This is a genomic window from Microbulbifer bruguierae, assembly GCF_029869925.1.
Lineage (GTDB): Bacteria > Pseudomonadota > Gammaproteobacteria > Pseudomonadales > Cellvibrionaceae > Microbulbifer > Microbulbifer bruguierae.
The window spans coordinates 3,177,850-3,197,340 of the sequence record NZ_CP118605.1 but is presented as its reverse complement, the minus strand read 5'-3'; the positions used below and the strand labels follow the sequence as shown (position 1 = coordinate 3,197,340).

13 protein-coding genes are annotated in these 19,491 nt (G+C 57.2%); 4 read left to right on the top strand and 9 right to left on the bottom strand.

The annotated features are described in order from the left end of the window. Positions 1–252 precede the first annotated feature (252 nt). Positions 253–1,776: a UxaA family hydrolase gene (locus tag PVT68_RS13335; RefSeq protein ID WP_280318816.1), complete on the top strand. Its 1,524-nt coding sequence runs from the start codon at positions 253–255 to the stop codon at positions 1,774–1,776. Between the two features lie 92 nt (positions 1,777–1,868). On the opposite strand, the gene pepB is transcribed toward PVT68_RS13335, so the two are convergent. Continuing rightward, positions 1,869–3,158: an aminopeptidase PepB gene (gene pepB, locus PVT68_RS13330; RefSeq protein ID WP_280318815.1), complete on the bottom strand. Its 1,290-nt coding sequence runs from the start codon at positions 3,156–3,158 to the stop codon at positions 1,869–1,871. Between the two features lie 159 nt (positions 3,159–3,317). Here pepB and PVT68_RS13325 point away from each other — a divergent pair, with 159 nt between their 5' ends. Further along, positions 3,318–4,751 (top strand): hypothetical protein, encoded by a 1,434-nt coding sequence (locus tag PVT68_RS13325; RefSeq protein ID WP_280318813.1) that lies wholly within the window; start codon positions 3,318–3,320, stop codon positions 4,749–4,751. A 28-nt stretch (positions 4,752–4,779) separates the two neighbouring features. Here PVT68_RS13325 and PVT68_RS13320 read toward each other — a convergent pair whose 3' ends face one another. Both PVT68_RS13320 and PVT68_RS13315 read right to left on the bottom strand, forming a co-directional pair. Then, positions 4,780–6,186 (bottom strand): rhomboid family intramembrane serine protease, encoded by a 1,407-nt coding sequence (locus PVT68_RS13320; RefSeq protein ID WP_280318812.1) that lies wholly within the window; start codon positions 6,184–6,186, stop codon positions 4,780–4,782. 117 nt (positions 6,187–6,303) lie between these two features. Then, positions 6,304–8,496 (bottom strand): mechanosensitive ion channel domain-containing protein, encoded by a 2,193-nt coding sequence (locus PVT68_RS13315; RefSeq protein ID WP_280318811.1) that lies wholly within the window; start codon positions 8,494–8,496, stop codon positions 6,304–6,306. A 348-nt stretch (positions 8,497–8,844) separates the two neighbouring features. Here PVT68_RS13315 and PVT68_RS13310 point away from each other — a divergent pair, with 348 nt between their 5' ends. Then, entirely contained in the window at positions 8,845–9,768 is a 924-nt protein-coding gene (locus PVT68_RS13310; RefSeq protein ID WP_280318810.1) for a sulfotransferase family protein, read from the top strand. A 5-nt stretch (positions 9,769–9,773) separates the two neighbouring features. On the opposite strand, the gene PVT68_RS13305 is transcribed toward PVT68_RS13310, so the two are convergent. From PVT68_RS13305 to PVT68_RS13295, 3 genes are all read right to left on the bottom strand, one after another. Next, on the bottom strand, positions 9,774–10,631 hold the full coding sequence (locus tag PVT68_RS13305; RefSeq protein WP_280318809.1) for a DUF6515 family protein: 858 nt from the start codon (positions 10,629–10,631) through the stop codon (positions 9,774–9,776). A gap of 332 nt (positions 10,632–10,963) precedes the next feature. Next, positions 10,964–12,289, bottom strand: coding sequence for an aspartate aminotransferase family protein (locus PVT68_RS13300; protein WP_280318807.1), 1,326 nt, complete (start codon positions 12,287–12,289; stop codon positions 10,964–10,966). A 276-nt stretch (positions 12,290–12,565) separates the two neighbouring features. Beyond that, positions 12,566–14,011 (bottom strand): NAD-dependent succinate-semialdehyde dehydrogenase, encoded by a 1,446-nt coding sequence (locus PVT68_RS13295; RefSeq protein WP_280318806.1) that lies wholly within the window; start codon positions 14,009–14,011, stop codon positions 12,566–12,568. A 148-nt stretch (positions 14,012–14,159) separates the two neighbouring features. Here PVT68_RS13295 and PVT68_RS13290 point away from each other — a divergent pair, with 148 nt between their 5' ends. Next, entirely contained in the window at positions 14,160–15,113 is a 954-nt protein-coding gene (locus PVT68_RS13290; protein ID WP_280318804.1) for a LysR family transcriptional regulator, read from the top strand. 215 nt (positions 15,114–15,328) lie between these two features. On the opposite strand, the gene PVT68_RS13285 is transcribed toward PVT68_RS13290, so the two are convergent. From PVT68_RS13285 to gap, 3 genes are all read right to left on the bottom strand, one after another. Next, a complete protein-coding gene (locus PVT68_RS13285; RefSeq protein WP_280318803.1) occupies positions 15,329–17,632 on the bottom strand; it encodes an Ig-like domain-containing protein in 2,304 nt (767 codons plus the stop codon). Between the two features lie 327 nt (positions 17,633–17,959). Next, complete coding sequence (locus PVT68_RS13280; protein ID WP_280318801.1) at positions 17,960–18,436, bottom strand: tRNA-uridine aminocarboxypropyltransferase; 477 nt, start codon at positions 18,434–18,436, stop codon at positions 17,960–17,962. Between the two features lie 24 nt (positions 18,437–18,460). Beyond that, positions 18,461–19,477, bottom strand: a complete 1,017-nt coding sequence (gap, locus tag PVT68_RS13275; protein ID WP_280318799.1) for a type I glyceraldehyde-3-phosphate dehydrogenase — start codon at positions 19,475–19,477, stop codon at positions 18,461–18,463. Positions 19,478–19,491 lie beyond the last annotated feature (14 nt).

Here is a 19,491-nt window from a genome sequence, read left to right as displayed (position 1 = left end):
AAAACCTGCCTGACCTTACGCAAACATCCACCAAGCCAGCCAGTACTGCCGCGATCAGCAACTATATATAAGTTGCGGAAATATGTCGGCGGAGTTTATCAGATGGGGTTTAACCATCACAACACGATAATCACCGTCACAGTCTTACCAAAACCTACTACCCTTACGATTGCGGCCTTACCAATATAGTGTTAGATTGCGACCAATCATAACTACAACTGACCGCAAGTCCGTTAGCGGAGTCAGGACACAATGGACCTCATTCATATACATTCCGACGACAACGTCGCCGTCAGCAAGGCCCCCCTCGTCGCAGGTACCCTGGTGAACTGGCACGGCAGCATGATGCCGCTGGCTACCGATGTGCCAGCGATGCACAAGGTGAGCGTGTGCCCGATTGCAGCCGGTCAGGCGATCATCAAGTATGGGCAGGTGATCGGCTTTGCCCTCGAAGATATTGCCCCCGGCACCCATGTGCATGTCCACAATATGGAAGCCGGTAATCACCAGGTAGAACACGAGTTTTGCAAGGATTATGTGCCCACAACCGTGGTACCCGAGCAAGAGCGCGCGACCTTTATGGGTTATCGACGTGCTACTGGCAAGGTCGGCACCCGCAATTACCTGGCCGTGGTCTCCACGGTAAACTGTTCCGTTACGGTTTCCCGTGCGGTAGCTGCGCATTTCACCAATAGTGGGATGCTGCGCGATTTCCCCAACATCGACGGTATCGTGGCCCTGGGTCACGAGAGCGGCTGTGGCATGTCCACCGCTGGCGAAGGTTACCAGACCCTGCTGCGCACGCTGCACGGTTATATCGCCCACCCGAATTTTGCCGGTGTTCTGCTCATCGGCCTCGGCTGCGAGGCGATGCAGATCACCAGCCTGTTGCGTGAAACCGGCCTGCAGGAGGGCGAAAGCTTCCAGGTCATGTCCATTCAGCAACTGGGTGGCACCCGCGCGGCGATCGAAGCCGGCATTGCCAAGCTTACCGAGATGCTGCCGGCGGCCAACGCCTGTGAACGCGAACCGATTCCCGCTTCCGAACTGACGCTGGCGGTTCAATGTGGTGGCAGTGATGCCTATTCCGGCATTACCGCGAACGCAGGCCTGGGCGCAGCCGCGGATATTCTGGTGCGCCAGGGCGGCACAGTGATTTATTCCGAAACGCCGGAAATTTACGGTGCCGAACACCTGCTGACCCGCCGCGCGGCTTCACCGGAAGTGGCGCAGAAGCTGGTGGACCGGATTCACTGGTGGGAGCACTACACCGAGATGAACGGTGTGGAGCTGAACAACAACCCTTCCCCGGGCAACAAGGCCGGCGGACTGACAACCATTGCTGAAAAGTCTCTGGGTGCACAGGCCAAGGGTGGTACCACAGCCCTGCAGGATGTTTACCTTTACGGTGAGCAGGTGCGCAAGAAGGGCCTGGTATTTATGGACAGCCCGGGCTTCGATCCGGTATCCGTTACCGGCCAGGTTGCCAGCGGGGCAAATGTTGTCTGCTTTACCACGGGCCGCGGCTCGGCGTTCGGCGGCAAGCCGGTTCCTAGTATCAAGCTGGCGAGTAACTCGAATCTTTTCGAGCGTATGCGCGAAGATATGGACGTCGATTGCGGCGGCATTCTGGACAAACGCTATACTGTGCAGGAATGCGGCGAGATGATTTTCAAATTCATCCTCGCCATTGCCTCCGGCGAGCAGAGCGCCAGTGAGAAACTCGATTACGGCAATAACGAGTTTGCCCCCTGGCATATCGGCGCTGTTGTTTGATGTCCTGATCTGCAAAAAAAACCGGCTTTATTAGCCGGTTTTTTTGTCTCCGAGATATCGGTTGCCACAGCAGAAGCGGCAACCGCGAAAATTCAGTTATCCAGCAGGAAGCGAGCAATAGTGCGCACCCCGTGTCCCTTGGCACCCTGCGCCCACTGGTCATTCGGCCCAGGCAGGTAGGAGCCGGAGAGATCCATATGTACCCAGCCGCGGCCTTCGTCGCGCACAAACTTGGCCAGGAAAGCGGCCGCGGTTGACGCACCTGGGCTGCCGTCTACACCGATATTGGCAATCTCCGCAAAGCCGGAAGGAATCTGCTCGAGGTGGAATTTCTCCAGCGGCAGGCGCCAGGCTTTTTCATTCTCCGCGCGCGCTGCAGTCAGCACTTTTTCCGCCATGTCATCTTCGAGACTCAACACTGAATTGTAATCCCGGCCCACCGCCATTTTTGCCGCGCCGGTGAGCGTTGCCGCATCGAGAATATAGCGGGGGTTCTCTTCACTGGCGGCAATAAGGCCATCCGCCAATACCAGTCGTCCCTCGGCATCCGTATTGAGAATTTCCGCCGTCACACCATTTTTGTAGCGGATGATATCGCCCAGCTTAAATGCCGTGCCGGACACCAGATTTTCCGCACAGCAGAGGTACAGTTTTACGCGTTTTTTCAGGCCCCGCGCGATGGCAAGAGCAAGACCACCGGCAACCATCGCCGCACCGCCCATATCGGATTTCATATGGGCCATACCCGCGGATGGTTTGATACTGTAGCCACCGGAGTCAAAGGTAATGCCCTTGCCCACCAGACAGATATCCACCGCAGCGCCTTCTACACCACCGGGGTTGTAGTCCAGCTGAAGCATGACGCCACCGCGTACACTGCCGCGACCGACGTTGTGGATCCCCATATAACCCTCGTCCAACAGCTCATCACCGGCGACGATACGGTACGTGACCGCATCCGGGGCCAGCTGCTGCAGCATATCTGCGGCGCTTTCGGCGAGCGCGCGGGGGAAAATATTTTCCGGCGAACCATTGGTGATCTCGCGTACCCACAAACTGGCCGCTTTGCGCGCTTCCAGTTCTTTGCGCTCATCCCCGTCGCCGATACCCCAATCCAAAGTGCTACTGCGGTTCGGGTTGTAGTAACCGGCCCAGAACGCCCAGCGGCTTTCCAGATCCCAGTTGTCCCCCACCAGGGCGATGGCAGTTACGCCCATGCCATCCAGACGGCGCGCCGCGCGCTGCACCGCGACCAGGGTGCCGCCGGTGCCCTCGGTTGCGTGAATCCGGGCCTCACTGTCGCTGAAACTCAACAGGGCGTTCTTGCCCCAGTGTTCCGCCGCCGCGGTTGTTTCCAGCCGTACCTGCATCGCTGTTGTCATCTGTACACCTTGCATTCTCGAGTGTGTGGAGTGCACGCGGTTACGCGCGCCAGCTACACGATATTGGGTCAGTCTAGCAGCCTGCAAGTGGCGGTTTGCACCGATCTCAAAAGTGCCGATACACTTTACAGGCAAAAAATAACGACAAGGACGTTCATCATGGGCGAAGTGTGCCATTACCACTCTGGTGCCGATGCCATCTGGCAATGTTCCGGCTGCGCCAAGGACTACTGCGGCGACTGCGTACCCGGGTCAGTGGATAACTATTACAAATCCACCCCCAAATGCGTGTTATGTAACAACCGATTGGATAACGTCGGTGCCAGCAACAAGGCCAGGCCCTTCTGGCAGATGGCTGGGTTTTACTTTCGCTACGCCGCAAGCGCCGGCCCCCTGACCCTCTCCTCCATCTGTGCGGTAGCGGCACTTGCCATGGCCGAACTCGGCTGGCTCTCGGTATTTGTACTGGTGGCGACCCTCGCGATGGTGATGCGTTACAACCTGCTGGTAATCGAGAAACTCGCCAGCGGGCAACTGCAGGCACCGACGGTGGGGGATGCCCAGGACGGCCGCAGCGCAGCGGTATTTGCCAGGGTGATCGGTATGATTCTGGTAGCTGGTGGCATTGGCTTTTTGATTGCTGGACTGGGGGAAGGCGCACTGCAGGTCTATTCCATCGCCCTTTCACTGCTGACGCCTGCGGCAATGATAGTACTGGCACTGGAGCACAGTATCCGCGCAGCGATCAGCCCGCTGAAATTGCTTCAGTTCACCCTGATTATCGGCTGGCCTTACTGGTTGCTGTGGCTATCCACCAGTGCGGTTTCCGCAACGCCCGCGTATCTGCTGCCGGTGATTGCCGACAAGCTGCCGGGATGGATGCTGCTGCCCTTGCTGGCTTTCGCTACCAGCTATTTTTCCGTCGTCACCAGTGCGATGATGGGCTACATCTGCCTCACCCGGCAGCGCAAGCTCGGCGTCATTGCGCAGCTGGATGATCAGGAATTCCTTGAGGAGCGCGAGTTTGATCGCCGCAAGGCGCTGGCAGACGCCGGTATCCTGCTGCGCGAAGGGCGGCACGATGAAGCGCGCAAGGCGCTGGTCAATATACTGCGCCAGCAGCCGGATGATATTGCGTTGAATGAGCGCTATTACCGTCTGTTGCTGGCAACCGACGACAAAAAAGCGCTGCGCGAATTGGCCCCTCATTTGCTGGAGCGCCTGGTCAATCTCGATCAACCACACAAGGCGGCGGAGCTCTATCTGGCCACCGCCAGCCAACAGGGCAAACCACCGGCAATCGACAAATCCCTGTTGCGCCACCAAATCGCCGAGGCGCTCTACCGCCAGCATCAGTTCAAACCAGCTCTGGCGCTGGTGAACAATCTGCACAAAGAGGATCCGGACTATACCCGTCTGGACAGCGCCTACCTGCTGCTGGCAAAAATTTATATGGATGGCTTCAATCGCACCGACAACAGTCGCAAACTGCTGGCGTTTGTGCAGAAAAAATTTCCCAACAGCGCCGTGATCGAGGAAGTGCGGCAGCTGGAATCCATTCTCGCGGCGGAACAATGTCCACAGCCGGCCTAACCAATCAGGCCGGTCACATCAATGCCTGTCACACCAGTACCGGTCGCAGCGCGCGGGCGACGTCGAGCGCCTTGCGCGCGCGCTCTTCGTCGCCACAGCGGCGGTAGTGCTCGACCAGGCCGTTCGCCAGTCGCGCCATCAACGGGTGGCGCAGCTCTTTCTGCTGCAGCCGCTGTAGCAATGATTCCACCAGCCCCCATTGTTTTTCCTGCCCCGCCCGCTGTGCCAGCAGCAGGCACACACGGGCGCTCAGGGCGCGGGGCTCACGCACCCGCGCCAGGTAATCTTCCACCCCTTGGGCCACCGGAGCGAAATCAATTCCCGGCGACCTCGCCAGCGCAAACAGTGCCAGCCAGGCACGGTGGTGCGCTTCGCTATCCGGGGCCAGCGCGGTGACTTCGATGGCCTTGTAAATCAGTGGCAACGATTCCGGGTGCTGCCGTTGAGCGCTACTGGCGGCGTGGCTGGCCTCTACCAGTTTGCCGCTGTTCTGCAGGGATTCGATACGTGCCAGCGCCAGCTGTTCCGGGGTTGGGGGCAGATCTTCTTCCACGTGAATATCGCGGCCGGGGCGCAGACGAATCAACGCCATGGTACACAGGAAGCCCGCTACAAGGCCGCCGAAGTGCGCCCAGTAAGCAACATTGTCGCTACCAAACAAGTAACCAAAGACTTCTTTGCCAAGCCACAGAGGTAACACCAGCAATGCGGGGGCAGTAAATTCGCCAAAGGCGAACCCCAGGGTGTAGAAGAAGCGCAGGCGACGGATGCCATATACCGCCACAAACATTCCCATGACCGCGGATACTGCGCCGGAGGCGCCGATGACCGGCATCAGGCTGCCCATCTCAACACCCATATGCAGGGCTGCTGCGGCGATGCCGCCCATCAGGTAGAGAGCAATAAACCAGGCTGCACCCAGAGCCAGCTCAACCGACAGGCCGAACAGCAACAGGAAAATCATATTGCCCAGCAAATGATCCCAGCCGCCGTGCAGAAACATGTGACCGAAAAGGCCTTCCAGGGTCGGTTCTGCCGGAGTAAGGCCATAGGCAAAACTGGAGAGCTGGTCGCGCAGCTCAGCGAACCGGAGCCGCTCCTGCAGCCACTGCTGCTCCCCTTCACGTTGCAATTGCGGCAGCAGCCAGTTGTGGAACTCACGACTCCACAGTAATTGTTCATAGATGAATTCCTCACCAGCTCCCTGAGCCAGAGTGCGCCACTGGGGGCGCTCGGCATCCACATACTGGTAAAAGCGCCCCTCCTCCAACGCCGGCAACTCTGTGGAGAAGTAGTAATCCTCCGCCTTCTGCCAGCGGGACTCGTCGCCACTCTGGTAGAGCACGAACACCAGCAGATTTATCAGAATCAACGCAAAACACACCAGTGGCGGGCGGCGCCAATCGGGTTTGTTCTGGATGGGGATAATCAGCAAAGGGGGAACCTGTGGCGTGGTGGCGATTGCGAGCTTTCCAGAATACAGAGGTTGCCAGATAAGGCCAGCCCCACGCTTCTCAAATTACTCACCTGCGGTCGCATCCACGGCCTGCTGCTAGTGCCCAATTCCGCTGCTCCCGCCATTTTCGCTGTCTCCGCCGACGTCACCGCCATGCCCACCCGTATCCGGCCAATCCTCGCTGCCGGCTGAGCCGGTTTTTTGCCGCATCGATGTTGTGGCGAGCGGCGTCGCCGGTACACCCTCCGCCCAACTGCGCACATGTATATCCCGCTGGGGGAATGGAATTTCAATACCCCGTTGATTTAACTCCCGCAGCAGCTCCAGGTTGTAAATGGCAGCGAGATCGCCGAGTGACGATACCGCGTTGCTGTTTACCCACACCACCAGTTTGAAATCCAGTGAGCTGTCGCCAAATCCGGTCAGCCACACCTCAGTCTTGCGCTGCCAGTTGGTATAAGTGACCGGCACCCGCTCCGCCGCGGCCATCGCCGCCTCCCGCACCGCCTCCGGATCTGTGCCGTAGGCCACCCCAAACATGACGTGGATCCGCCGCACCGGATCATCCAGAGTGTGGTTCGTTACACGACCGGTCACGAATTCCGAATTGGGCACCAGAATATCCACATTGTCGCGCGTGGTGATGCGAGTGGAGCGCACGTTGATATCGCGGATACGTCCGAACACACCAGACTCCAGCTCCACCAGGTCACCGACCCGCAACGGCTGCTCAAACAACAGAATGATGCCGGAAATGAAATTCGAAAAAATCGCCTGCATACCGAAACCGATACCCACGGACAGGGCACCGGCGATCAGTGTCAGCTTGGAGGTATCCAGCCCCACCATGGTGAGGATAATCACGAGGGTGATCAGCACGATGCAATAATTCAGGATGCGCCACAGGGTATAGGACGACTGTTCCGTGGTTTTGTTTTTGCGCACCATGCGCCGCAGAAACCAGCTCAACAGCCGCGAGCAGGCCCAGGCACCGATGACCACAAGAATCATCTGCGCGATATCTTTCAGTGTGATCGGCTGTTCACTGATGGCAAAGAGTTTGAAATTGGCGAGATTCCGCCAGCCACTGCGCATCTCCACAAACTGGTGCTGTATACGCTCCCCCACGGTTCGCCACCAGCCCTGCTGGTGTTCGTAGACAAACAGCTGTGCGCTTTCGTAACGCTTGATGTCGTCGATCAGATCGCCAGTGCGTCCCAGACCGCTGTCTATTTTTTCAAACTGGCCCCACCATTTGCGCATCACCTTGGAGTCTTCCCCCGCCCAGGCGACAATCTGGCGCTGGCGCACATTGAGCTGGCGCTTCAGGTTAGTGCGGATGGTTTCCGCATTGCTTACCAGATCCTTGCTCAGTGACAGCTTCTGCTTTTCAGCACCCGGCTCAAGCACGCTGTTGATGGCCTGTAACAATTCCTGCTTGCGAATCTGCAAGCGGTTCTCCAGCGACTCCACGCTGAAGTTCATGATCTTGATCTGCTGCTCGAGAGTGACTGCGGCGTCGGACGATTCGAAAATCAGATTTTGGGAATCGCTGCGCTCTTTGGCCAACTCTTCGAGGTTGGACTTTTCTTCGGTGCGCGCCGCCGCCAGCTGCTCCGCCACTTTTTCGCTGTACTGCAGCTCTTCGAGCATGCGCTTCAGCTCTCCCCGGGCATACGTGAGCTCTTCCTCCCAGGTGGTCATCTGGTCCTGTAACAAACGCTGCTCTTCCAGTGTCTGCAGGTGGCGAATCTGCGCCAGGAAAACATCTACCGTGACGTCGAGGTGTTTGGGATCGGCGCGGTCTACATCCCGCAGCGCGCCCACAATTTCACGCAGACTGCGAAGCGAGTGTGCGACGTTCTCATCCATCTGCACCTTTTCCAGCCTCAGCCCGTCAAACCGCTGCTGCCCCCGCGCCACCCCAGCATCCGCCGCTGCCCACTGCAGTACCGTGGGCTCCTTCGGAAACTCCACCTTCGGCAGCACACTGATCTTTTTAAGCTCTTCCCGCTTCTGCCAGTTCTTGCGTATACCGTTAAGACGCAGATTGACCGTCTTGACCCGATCGTCGAAACCCGCTTCCTCCGGCAGTATTTCACTCCACTCCTTCCACGCCGTTTCAACCTCTGTGAGCCAGCCTGTGCGCTGCTCCTGAGTGACGTTCGGCCACTGAGTCCACCAGTCGGCAGACAGGTTATTGAAGTCGGGGACGACCGGGGAAAATTCTTTCGGTTTGGCGGAAGGGAGCTGGGCTTCGCTGGCAATACAGATAAAAAGCAGCAGCATACCGATTGCCCGGCAGAACCACTTGAAACGACATTGCCTGCTTACCATATCGTGCATGCGTCCATGCCCCGGCATTCAATTGAGTGCTTATTTCCTGGATATTTTGCCTTTGGGGTGCCTGCGCACATGGCATCCACATACCACATTCGGTACATCGCCATTTATTGTAGATGAAGAAAAATCGACAAGATTAAGGCTGAGCACAGCGAATATAATGTTTTTCGCGCCAGACAGCGCGCTGGCTCAAAGGCTTGGGTAGCGCTACCCCTATACCACAATGCCTTAACTACCTCATAATGGATGACTCGTACCAAGGAAGTAGTATCAGTTCATCACGGAGGAGCGGTTATGTTGTTACCCAATCTTTTTCTGATTGGCACCCAGAAGGGCGGTTCCACGTCTCTCTTCACCTATCTGGAACAACACCCTGAAATCAACAGTTATGGCAACCTCAAAGAAGCCAACGTATTTAACGCAAATTCCGAAAAAGGCGCTCGAGAACGCTTAGCGGCTCTACCCGTAACCGGACAAGACTGCCAGTACCGGCTAGACGGATCCGTCAACTATTCCAGGTACCCGAGAATTTCCTCCTGCGCGGAAAATATTCATGCAATCTGTCGGGGCGCCGAGGTCCGCTTCATTTATATCCTGCGAAATCCGATTGACCGCCTACTGAGCAATTACTTCTGGAACGTAAACCATTTCGGCGAGACACGAAGCATCGAACAGGCCGTGGAAATGGAGGCGCAATATATCGACACCGGTCGGTACGATTTCCAGATACAGCAGTATTTACAGTATTTCGACCGAAGTCAGTTTTACTTTCTGCGATTTGATGATTTCGCCCGCGACCCACGTTCAGAAGTGAAAAAAATTTTCGCATGGCTGAAACTGGAACCGCTCATTGATCTGGAAGTGCGCAAACAAAGAGGAAAAACAGAAAGAGAGCAGATTCGAAAGCCTCGCATGGCGTTACTTAACTGGATAATCTGGAAGTTTCATCCGCTTCGCGCATTGATAAACCGCGTTTTCCCACAGAAATTCATCCGTCAGGCCGCAAAATGGCTAACCAAGGCTCAACCAGGTGAATCTCTTCGAGAGGAATACAAACAGGAATTGCTGGATCAGCATTTCAGGGACAGTATTTGTCGCACTGAAAAAATTACCGGACTTGACCTCAGCGATTGGTTGCACAGTGGAGAAAAAAAACACAAAAAAACCAACGCTAACTCGTCCGGAACTGACGCAACGCTCCCGGAATATAGCAGTTGATAAGGTTAACGCTGACGCTCATAACGCTGGATACAATCGCGATATTCGCGCTGATAAATACGCAGACGTTGGTTGTCCTGACTGCTGCCCCGGCGCGCGGCATCGGCTGCATCCTGGCGACAGGCGGATTCCAGCAGGGCACGATTGTCATAGCGTTCACCACTGACATCGTAAGGCGGGCGTACGGTGGCATAGGGGCTGGACCGACGACCGGACGGCCGCCGACGTGGATCGCGGTAGCCGTCGGCTTCGAATAAGGGCACTGCGTTGTCGTCACCCAGCTTGGGCTCTGCTGCAGGTGGCGGCAGGGCTTTGGGGATGCCGGTGCTTTCACGCAACTCCTCTAACTCCAGCTCGTTGCGGGGATAGCCGTACAGCCGATCTTCATAAGCGCCGACCAGGTCGCCGTTGTAATAGCGGCGCCAATCATAAGGCGGAGTGGTCACCACATAGCGGTCACTACGCGGCTCGTAGCGATAAAAGGTGCCTGTCCCGCTCATAAAAAAGCGTTCCCCTGCAATATCAAACCCGGTACTGCCCGGAGGCACGAACGTCAGCTCCGCCCCCAGGGGCGGCTCCACTCTCAGGTAGCCGTCGTCCTCGGGTCGATAAAAATAGCCATCGTAGTAGTAATAGATATTGCCGCTGAGCGTCAGGCTCGTGGCACCGGCGGGCAATTGTCGCTGGCGGTCCGGGTCCCGCTGGTATTCGTCGTCAGGTTCAGCGCTGGTCTGATCCGGCGGCGGCATTTGTGCGAGCGCCAAAGGAGTCAGAACCACGGCTCCAGCCACAAGTAGCCAGGCACGCAGGCCGGAAAGAAAACAGCGATGGAAAACTGCAAGTGCGAAAAAAGTGCGGTTCATCAGCTACCTCACCTCTCCATTCGCCTTTAACGGCGACACAGTCCCCCCCTGCGCCTGAAGGCCCATGAGGGAGACCGCGCGCACTCAGTAGCCGGAGGCGCCGCTCTCCCAAATTGACCGGCGAATGCAACAGAGCGCCCGAGCTATCTCAACTCCGCGCTTTTGCTGCCTCGGCCGACTACCTGTTCAGTGTAGTGTCGCTACACTGTATTCCCGATCTAGCGTTCTATATTCCCGATCTAGCGTTCTATATTCCCGATCTAGCGTTCTATATTCCCGATCTAGCGTTCTAAAAGGGCCCTCTATATGACTATAGCGGGTAAACGACCGCACTATTGCAAGCCCGAAATGACCTCGCGCAGGCGGGTGACGATTTCATCAATTTCATGGGCTTCGATAATCAAGGGCGGAGACATGCACAGAGCGTCACCGATACCCCGCGCCATCACCCCCGCCTCCCAGGCCAGCGCCGACGCCTTGGCTCCGAATTTGCCCTTGAGATTTTCCGGCGCCCGCAACTCAATCGCACCCACAAGACCGTAGTTGCGTACGTCGATCACATTGTCGAGATCCGCCAGGCTGTGCAGTGCCTTTTCCCAGTGCTTGCCGATATCACCGGCAGCGCGGGTCAATAGCCCCTCGCGGTCGTAGATATCCAGAGTGGCCATACCCGCAGCACAAGCTACCGGATGGGCGGAATAGGTGTAACCGTGGAAAAACTCCACCCCACCCTCGGGCGCCGCGTCCATTACCGTGTTGTAAATCTTGTCGCTCACAAACACCGCACCCAGGGGCACGGTCGCGTTGGTAATACCTTTGGCCGAGGTGATCATGTCCGGTGTTACCCCGAATTCCTGAGCGGCAAACGGCGAACCCGTGCGACCCCAGCCGGAAATTACCTCATCAAAAATCAGCAGCAGATCGTGCTTGTCGCAGATCTCGCGCAGACGTTGCAGATATCCCTTCGGCGGCAATACCACACCCCCAGCGCCGGAGAACGGCTCCACAATCACCGCCGCAATCTGATCCGCACCGTGGAAGGCGACCAGACGCTCCAGATCCTCCGCCAGTTCAACACCATGTTCCGGCAGCCCTTTAGTGAACGCATTGCGTTCGATGTCCAGGGTATGGCGCATATGGTTTGCCTTCACAGGCTGGCCGAACGTCTGGTAATTCGGCGGCAAGCCGCCCACGGAAATCCCACCGAAATTCACCCCGTGATAGCCTTTCTCGCGACCGATAAACATGGTGCGGGTACCTTTTCCCCGCGCACGCTGATACTGCAGCGCAATTTTCAATGCGGACTCCACCGCCTCGGAACCGGAGTTCCCGAAGAACACACGGTTCAGTCCATCCGGCGTGTACTGCACCAGACGCTCGGAATATTCAAAACTCAGCTCGTGACCGAAATTGAAAATCGAGCTGTAATCCAGCTTTAACGCCTGCTGGTGGATCGCCTCGGCAATTTCCGAACGACAGTGGCCGGCGTTGGAGCACCAAAGTCCGGCGGTGGCATCGATGATCTTGCGACCGGATTTTTCAAACAGATAGATTCCTTCCGCCCGCTCGACAATCCGCGGTGCCGCCTTGAAAGAACGGTTTGGGGTGAAGGGCATCCAGAATGCCTGGGTATTTAGTTCGGTATTCAGTTCGGACATGACTCACTCCGAGTTCATTAAGTAATTTTCAAAATCATTCTGACGAAGTAACCCGGTCAGAAGCGAAGGAAAAGTGCCGGGGATTGGTTTTCGAAAGCGTCGGCGACAGGGAAGTCGCCGCCGCAGCGCCCAGGGATGGGTTGAAGGGGGGCGCCTAGCCCGGTTTCGAAAACCAATCCCCGGTGCTTTGCCGCCACAGCAGTTAACTAGACACGCAAATTTGCTGGCCTTCGGCCCATTTTCGGAGCTGGAACTCCGCGCTCCTTCGCTCCGGTGTTAAACGCCGTAGCAGCAGTACTTGGTTTCGTAGAATTCGGCCATACCTTCAACGCCTCCCTCGCGGCCGATGCCGGATTCCTTGATCCCCCCGAATGGCGCCACCGTGGTAGAGAACACACCCGCGTTACAGGCCACGATGCCGTACTCCAGCGCCTCTACTACGCGATTCGCCCGGTGGATGTTTTCACTCATCACATAGGCTGCCAACCCGAACGGCGTATTGTTGGCGCACTGGATCACTTCCTCTTCCTCGCGAAACTTCTGCACCACCGCCAGCGGCCCGAAAATTTCCTCCTGGGAAATACGCATGGAATCGTCCACGTCCGTCAGCAGGGTCGCCGCGTAATAGTTCTCGCCATTCGACAGGAAATCACCACCCAGACGTAACTTAGCACCATTGGCCACCGCCTCTTCCACCAGACCGTGTACCCGGTCCACCGCGCGACGGAAAATCAACGGCCCCAAAGTCGTGCCCTCTTCAAGGCCATGCCCCGCCTGCAGCTTTTCAATCGCCGCCGCCAACTTATCCACAAACGCATCATGCACAGACTCCTGCACATAAATACGGTTGGTAGACACACAAGTCTGGCCCGCGTTGCGGAACTTGCTCGCCATACACGCATTAACCGCCATATCGATATCCGCATCGTCGAACACGATAAACGGCGCGTTGCCGCCCAGCTCCATGGACATCTTCTTCACGGTGCTCGCGCACTGCGCCATCAGCAGTTTGCCCACCGGCGTTGAACCGGTGAACGTGAATTTGGATACGCGGGGATCCTGTGTCAGCACCTTGCCGATGGCGGCGGAATCCGAACCCACCACCACATTCAACGTACCCGCCGGCAGACCGGCCTGCTCACCCAATGCACACAACGCCAGTGCAGAAAGCGGGGTCTCGCTCGCCGGCTTTACTACCACGGTACAGCCCGCCGCCAGGGCAGGGCCCGCCTTGCGGGTGATCATCGCATTGGGGAAATTCCACGGGGTAATACAGGTCACCACACCCACCGGCTGACGAATGGTGGACAGGCGCATGCCCGGATTGTGGGTAGGAATGGTCTGCCCGTAGGCGCGGCGGCACTCTTCGGCAAACCACTCGATAAACGAGGCACCGTAATCGATCTCGCCCAGGGCTTCCGCCAGTGGCTTGCCCTGCTCCAGGGTAAGCAGGCGCGCCAGATCTTCGCGGTTATCCACAATCAGCTGGTACCAGCGCTTCAGAACCGCCGCGCGTTCACCCGCGGTCTTGCGGCTCCATGCCGGGAAGGCCGCGTGGGCTGCGGCCACCGCCTGCTCCGCATCTGCGGCGGAGCCATCGGCGATTTCCGCCACCAGTTTGCCGATTGCCGGGTCAGTAACCGCTAACTTCGCGACCCCGTCAGTCCAATTGCCATCGATATAGTTCTGGGTTTTCAACAATTGGTTATTGTTCAGATCCATCGAATACCCCTAAAAATCACTGTTTCCAACGTATTCAGGATTTTGGACCGGGTATTCAGCCGCGAATAGTGAAATCTTTGAAACTAGAATTTACCAAAATCAAACTTTGCGCTAACGTCTCCAGACAACGGCTCAACCGGTGACGCACGTGCCCCCAACGTCCAAACCCAGCCCCAGGCAATCCGCCAAATCCGCACTGTCCGGACGCATGAGCGATATGGACCTGCGCCTGCTGCGGGTTTTCCGCGAAGTGGTGCACGCCGGCGGCCTCGCGCCGGCGGAAGTCGCACTCAATATCAGCCGCTCCACCATCAGCGTGCATCTGAGCGACCTGGAAGCCCGCCTCGGCATGCAGCTGTGCCTGCGCTCCCGCGGACGCGCGGACTTCAAACTCACCCCGGAAGGCGAAGCCCTGTTCCAGGCCATCGAGGAACTGGATGGGCACCTCGCCCAGTTCCGGAGCCAAGTCAATGCCATCCAGTCGCAACTCACTGGCGAGCTGCGCATGGTGCTGCCGGACGACGTGCTGGAGATCCCGCAGCTGGACCTGCCTGCAACCCTTGCGCGCCTGCGCGAGCGCGCGCCCCAACTGCAGCTGGATGTGCAACTAGCTGCGCCCCACCAGCTGGAACTGGAAATTCTCGCCGGTCGCGCCGATGTGGGTATCAATCCGCTGCATTCGCGTCGCCCGGGTCTCAGTTACCAGCCGCTGTTCAGTCACCAGTCGATGCTTTACTGCAGTGCCAGCCACCCTTGTGCCGACATTCCCAACCCGCCGGAAGAAACCCTTACCGAACAGGAACTCGCAGCCCCCAGCCACGCGGTGCTCTCCGGTGCAGCGCACCTGTACCGCTTGTTTCCCAACCGCTCCACGGCCAACCACATGGCTGCGCGCCTGGCGATGATCCTGTCGGGAAAATTTATCGGCTTCCTGCCGTCATATCTGGCTCAAGCCTACGTAGAAAGAGGTGAACTAGTGGTACTCAGGCCAGAGCGTTTCAGCTACCAGATCCAGAATGCTGCGACGTTCAAGAGCAGCGCATCGGAGCAACCGGCAGTGCAACTGTTCCTAGCTGCGCTGGAAGTGGACGAAGGCATCTAAACGGCGGGGGAAGTCCGAAGCAACCGTACGCGAACATGGAAATTTTTCCAGCGCCATGACAAGGTGTATTTAACCGCCCCGAGATAACGGGAAAATCCGGGTTGTGGTCACAACACAATTGGGCACAGAAATTCTATTTCCCCGTCACTAAACGAAAAAAACCATTGCCACCGGGTGGCAATGGTTTTTTTTGCAGTCATGCCATTTAGGGCAAATTAGTCATTTCCGGGGATCCGACGCGTGGGGTAAGCCACAAGACGTCCACTGGCAGGAATTGGGTTCCAGTTAACCTGCGGGTTGGCCCAGTCGCGGTAAATATTGATACGCGGCGGGAACGCCAGTCCTTCGTACTGCTGGAAGTACTCGCGCTCCAGAATGACGATCTCGCCTTCGGAGGCCTGCAGGCCGAGCCATTCGCGCTTGCGACATACATCACCCGGGCAACGTGTCACACTCAGCACACCATCGTTACCGATGGACCAGGTACCATAGTAGCGACTGTCGAGTACTTCCGCGGTGTCGCCATCGGCGTCATAGTCAGCACTATCATAGAAGTACTGAACGTTACTTGACGTACCATCCTGATTGAATTCCCAGCCGAAACCGGAGCCTTCAACGTACTGATATTCCCCGTCTTTCCAGTAGTTCGCAGACCAACCGTTGACGAAAGTAGCCCAGTGATGCCCCTCGGCGGTGATCACCTTTTCCGGCGTCAGCGTAGCGCTGTCATCCTGCCAGGTCCCGAAGTTGTAACTGAACGCCATCAGCTGACCCTGGCTATCAAAGGTCCGCAGTGAAAATGCGCTCAGCTCGCCCACCTCGTCAATTTTCTGCACGGCGAGAGTAGTGCCATCGTCGAAGGTTACCTGCACTTCGTTGTCGATCAGTTTCCAGGTAAAGCTCCGCTCGGACAGCACCGCGCTACCGGTACCACCTTCTACAAACTGCAGTAGGTCACCGGCGTAGCTGGTGAATGGCTGCGGACCATCTACGGTAGACCGCAAATACTCGTAGTAACTGTCGACCGCCCAGGTATCCTGCAGGTCGGCGGCCACAATCGGCATCGGTTGTGAGGCAGCCGCATCCCGCAGGAGCTGCTGGCCGCGACCGGTAGCGTCTATCTGATTCGGCGCGGAAATACCCGTATTCTCCATATCGAAATCCAGGTCATAGATATTTTCGTACGACACCGTATCGATAATGTCACCGTCTACCAGGCGGGTAAATTTCATGCCCTTGTAGCGAAGGGTAGCGCCGATCTGACCGGATTGGGTGGCTGCTGCCCACTGGTTCGCCACGTCCTCACCCAACAGCTCTGCGGTAGCGGCGTAATAACCGAAGGTCTCCAGCGGCTCGTCGTAAGTAACGGCGATCGAGCCATTCTCCAGCGCCCAGGAAAATGCCTGCACGCCCTGTTCTGTGGCGATGCTGCCGGTACCGTTGGTATTGAATTGATAGCGCTCACCGCCACGGGACAGGAACCCCTGCGCCGCAGGGAAAGTGCCGTAGTAGACGTGAGCGAGGCTGTCGCTGGTATAGCCCTGAACCAGCGCTGGATCCTTCACTATCTGATCCATGGCCTGGGTCAGCGCATTGTCGTCCGGGTTTCCGCTGGTGACTTCTGCAACAAAGGCATTGTAGGCCTCCGTATCCATCACCAGGTCAATCACACTTTCCTTGCCTTCCGGCAGGCTGTAGTCCGGGTTGTCCAGAATCACCTTGATGACCGCGGCAATTTCCAGCAAGGCATCGGCGTCGATGGATTTTTCCACTTCCGCCATAGTTTCGTCAGAGGCAATTTCTTCACCGCCGTTGGCATCCAACGCCAGTACATAGCGCGCGGTGGTAACGTTGGTGACGTTCGCCTGAGTATCGCCTTCACCACCCACGGTGCGGTCCTCACCTGCGGATTCGATCAGCGTGCCAATTTCACCCAGCAGGCTGACGAGCTCGATACCTTTGCCCTCGCTACCGTCACCGCCAGTCGCGCTCACTTTGACGTAGCTTTCCAGGTTCAGGGCGGAAATCTCAAGGGTGTAGTAACCATTGCTATCGGCTATTGCCTGAAACTCACGGCCACCCAGAGTGACGGTGACGATGGCGCCGGGAATCGGCTCATCCACAATCTGACCAGACAACGATATTTGCTGATAGGCGTTTAACGTGACGGTACCGGATACGTCATCGGTGCCATCGGTCAAAGTAATACTGACGGTCTCGGTACCGGCAAACTCGTCTGCCGGATCGTAGGACAAAGTGAGGCCATCGGCGGTCAGGGTGCCATGTTCCAATGCACCAATCGCCTTGACGGACAGGGCGTCGCCATCGGCATCACTGGCGTGGGCAGACAGGTCAACCTGAACGGCTGCACCATTCATCGCCTCGATACTGACGGCGCTAAATACCGGCGGAGTGTTTTGCGGAAGCATGTCGCCGCCTCCATCATTATTACTGCCACCGCCACCCCCGCAGCCAGTGACAGCAGCCGCCAGCGCAATGCTCAACAGTCTGAGTTTCATAGAGTTCCCCTCGAACGAATTGATTTTTATGAATGAAAATACGTGACAAAAACGCAAACCGCATCACAAAAACAATGTTATATAAGCGCCACTTTCGGTGGCTAGTCTTTTTATTTCAATTTCGAAGGAATTCAGTTCAAGTCCGTATTCGACAAAAGCATTACAGCGCAAAACGGTCAAAACAAACACAAAATGGTGAAATTTAAGACAGGCACACCAGCTAATTTCGCCTGTATTTATAACCCCCGTCCAGCCCCCGGCTTCCATCAGGCGAGAATCCACCAACAGCAGATTTCATACCCGCAGGATCATTGATACCTGACCTCACTAATTTCGGGCATTGAAGTCGAGAAACCTGGCTTCGATTTCTGCCGCCAGCTGCGCCTTACCTTTACCCCGCAAAATCTCTACTACGCACTCTGCAGTGCAGAGACCTCCGGGTTTCTGGTTGCGGCGCAATTGATAGCGCGAGATCGCAGTTGTCTGCAGGTTCACTCTGCCGGCGGAATGCAGGTAGGGACTGCGATTAAACATCTTGCGCGCTTCCTGCCAGGTGGCATCCAGCAGTACAAAATGGTCGCAGTGTTCGACGGCGATTTCCGTTCCATCCGCTTCCGACAGCGGGTACAGCAACCCCGTGTTTTCACCTTTCAGCACCTGAACCAGCTCGGGGCTCGGATTGGCGCGGCTCCACACAATGCGCTCAATCGGACCTGCTGTACCACCGGCCACTGACAGAGCGATGGAACCGGTATTGCTCGGCCGATCGACTTCGCGCTCGTGGGTCAGCAGGTAAATTTTCACAGAGCCACACTCCCGCCCCATCAATTAGCGGTGCAGCTGTTTGACGATATCCAGCATTCGATTGGCGAAGCCCCATTCGTTGTCGAACCAGATCAGCACTTTCACTAACCTGCCACCGGCTACCCGGGTTTGGCTGGCGTCGACGATGCCGGAGCGGGGGTCGTGGTTGTAATCGCAGGAGGCGAGGGGCTCTTCGGTGTAGCCAAGGACGCCGCTAAAGCGGGTTTCCGCAGCGGTTTTGAGCAGGGCATTAATGTCCGCCTGGGTAACGTTTTTTTTCAGCTGCACCGACAGGTCGATCGCAGAAACATTGACGGTGGGTACACGCATGGCCTGAGCTTCAAACTTGCCAGCCATGTCGGGCAGTATGCGTTCGATGCCGCGGGCGAGACCGGTGTCTACGGGAATAATCGACGATATGGCGGAGCGGGTTTTGCGCAGGTCGGTGTGGTGGTAGGCGTCGTTTACCGGCTGGTCGTTCATCGCGGAGTGGATGGTGGTGATGACCCCGGCTTCAATGCCAAAGGCGCTTTCCAGGGCGGCGATGACGGGGATGCTGCAGTTGGTGGTACAGGACGCGGCGGAGATGATGGTTTCACTTCCGGTGAGGGCTGTGTCGTTGACACCGTAAACGATGGTAGCGTCGACGTCGCTGGTAGCAGGCTGGGAAAAGATGACTTTTTTCGCCCCTGCCTTCAAGTGCAGTTCGGCGCGCTCGCGTTCACTGAAGCTGCCAGTGCACTCTAGGACGATGTCCACCTGTGGATTGCGCCAGTCCAAGTCTTCCAGTTCGCGGTGGTGGGTGACGGCAATCAGATCGCCATTGATGCGCAGGGTGTCGTCGTGCACGCTGACTTCACCGTGGAAACGGCCGTGGACGGTATCGTATTTGGTGAGGTGGGCGATGGTGGCGCAGTCGGCCAGTTCGTTGATGGCGACGATCTGCAACTGGTCGCGCAGGTTGGATTCGTAGAGGGCTCTTAATACTGAGCGTCCTATACGGCCGTATCCATTGATGGCGAGTTTGATGGGGTTGGACATGCATTCCTCGGGCT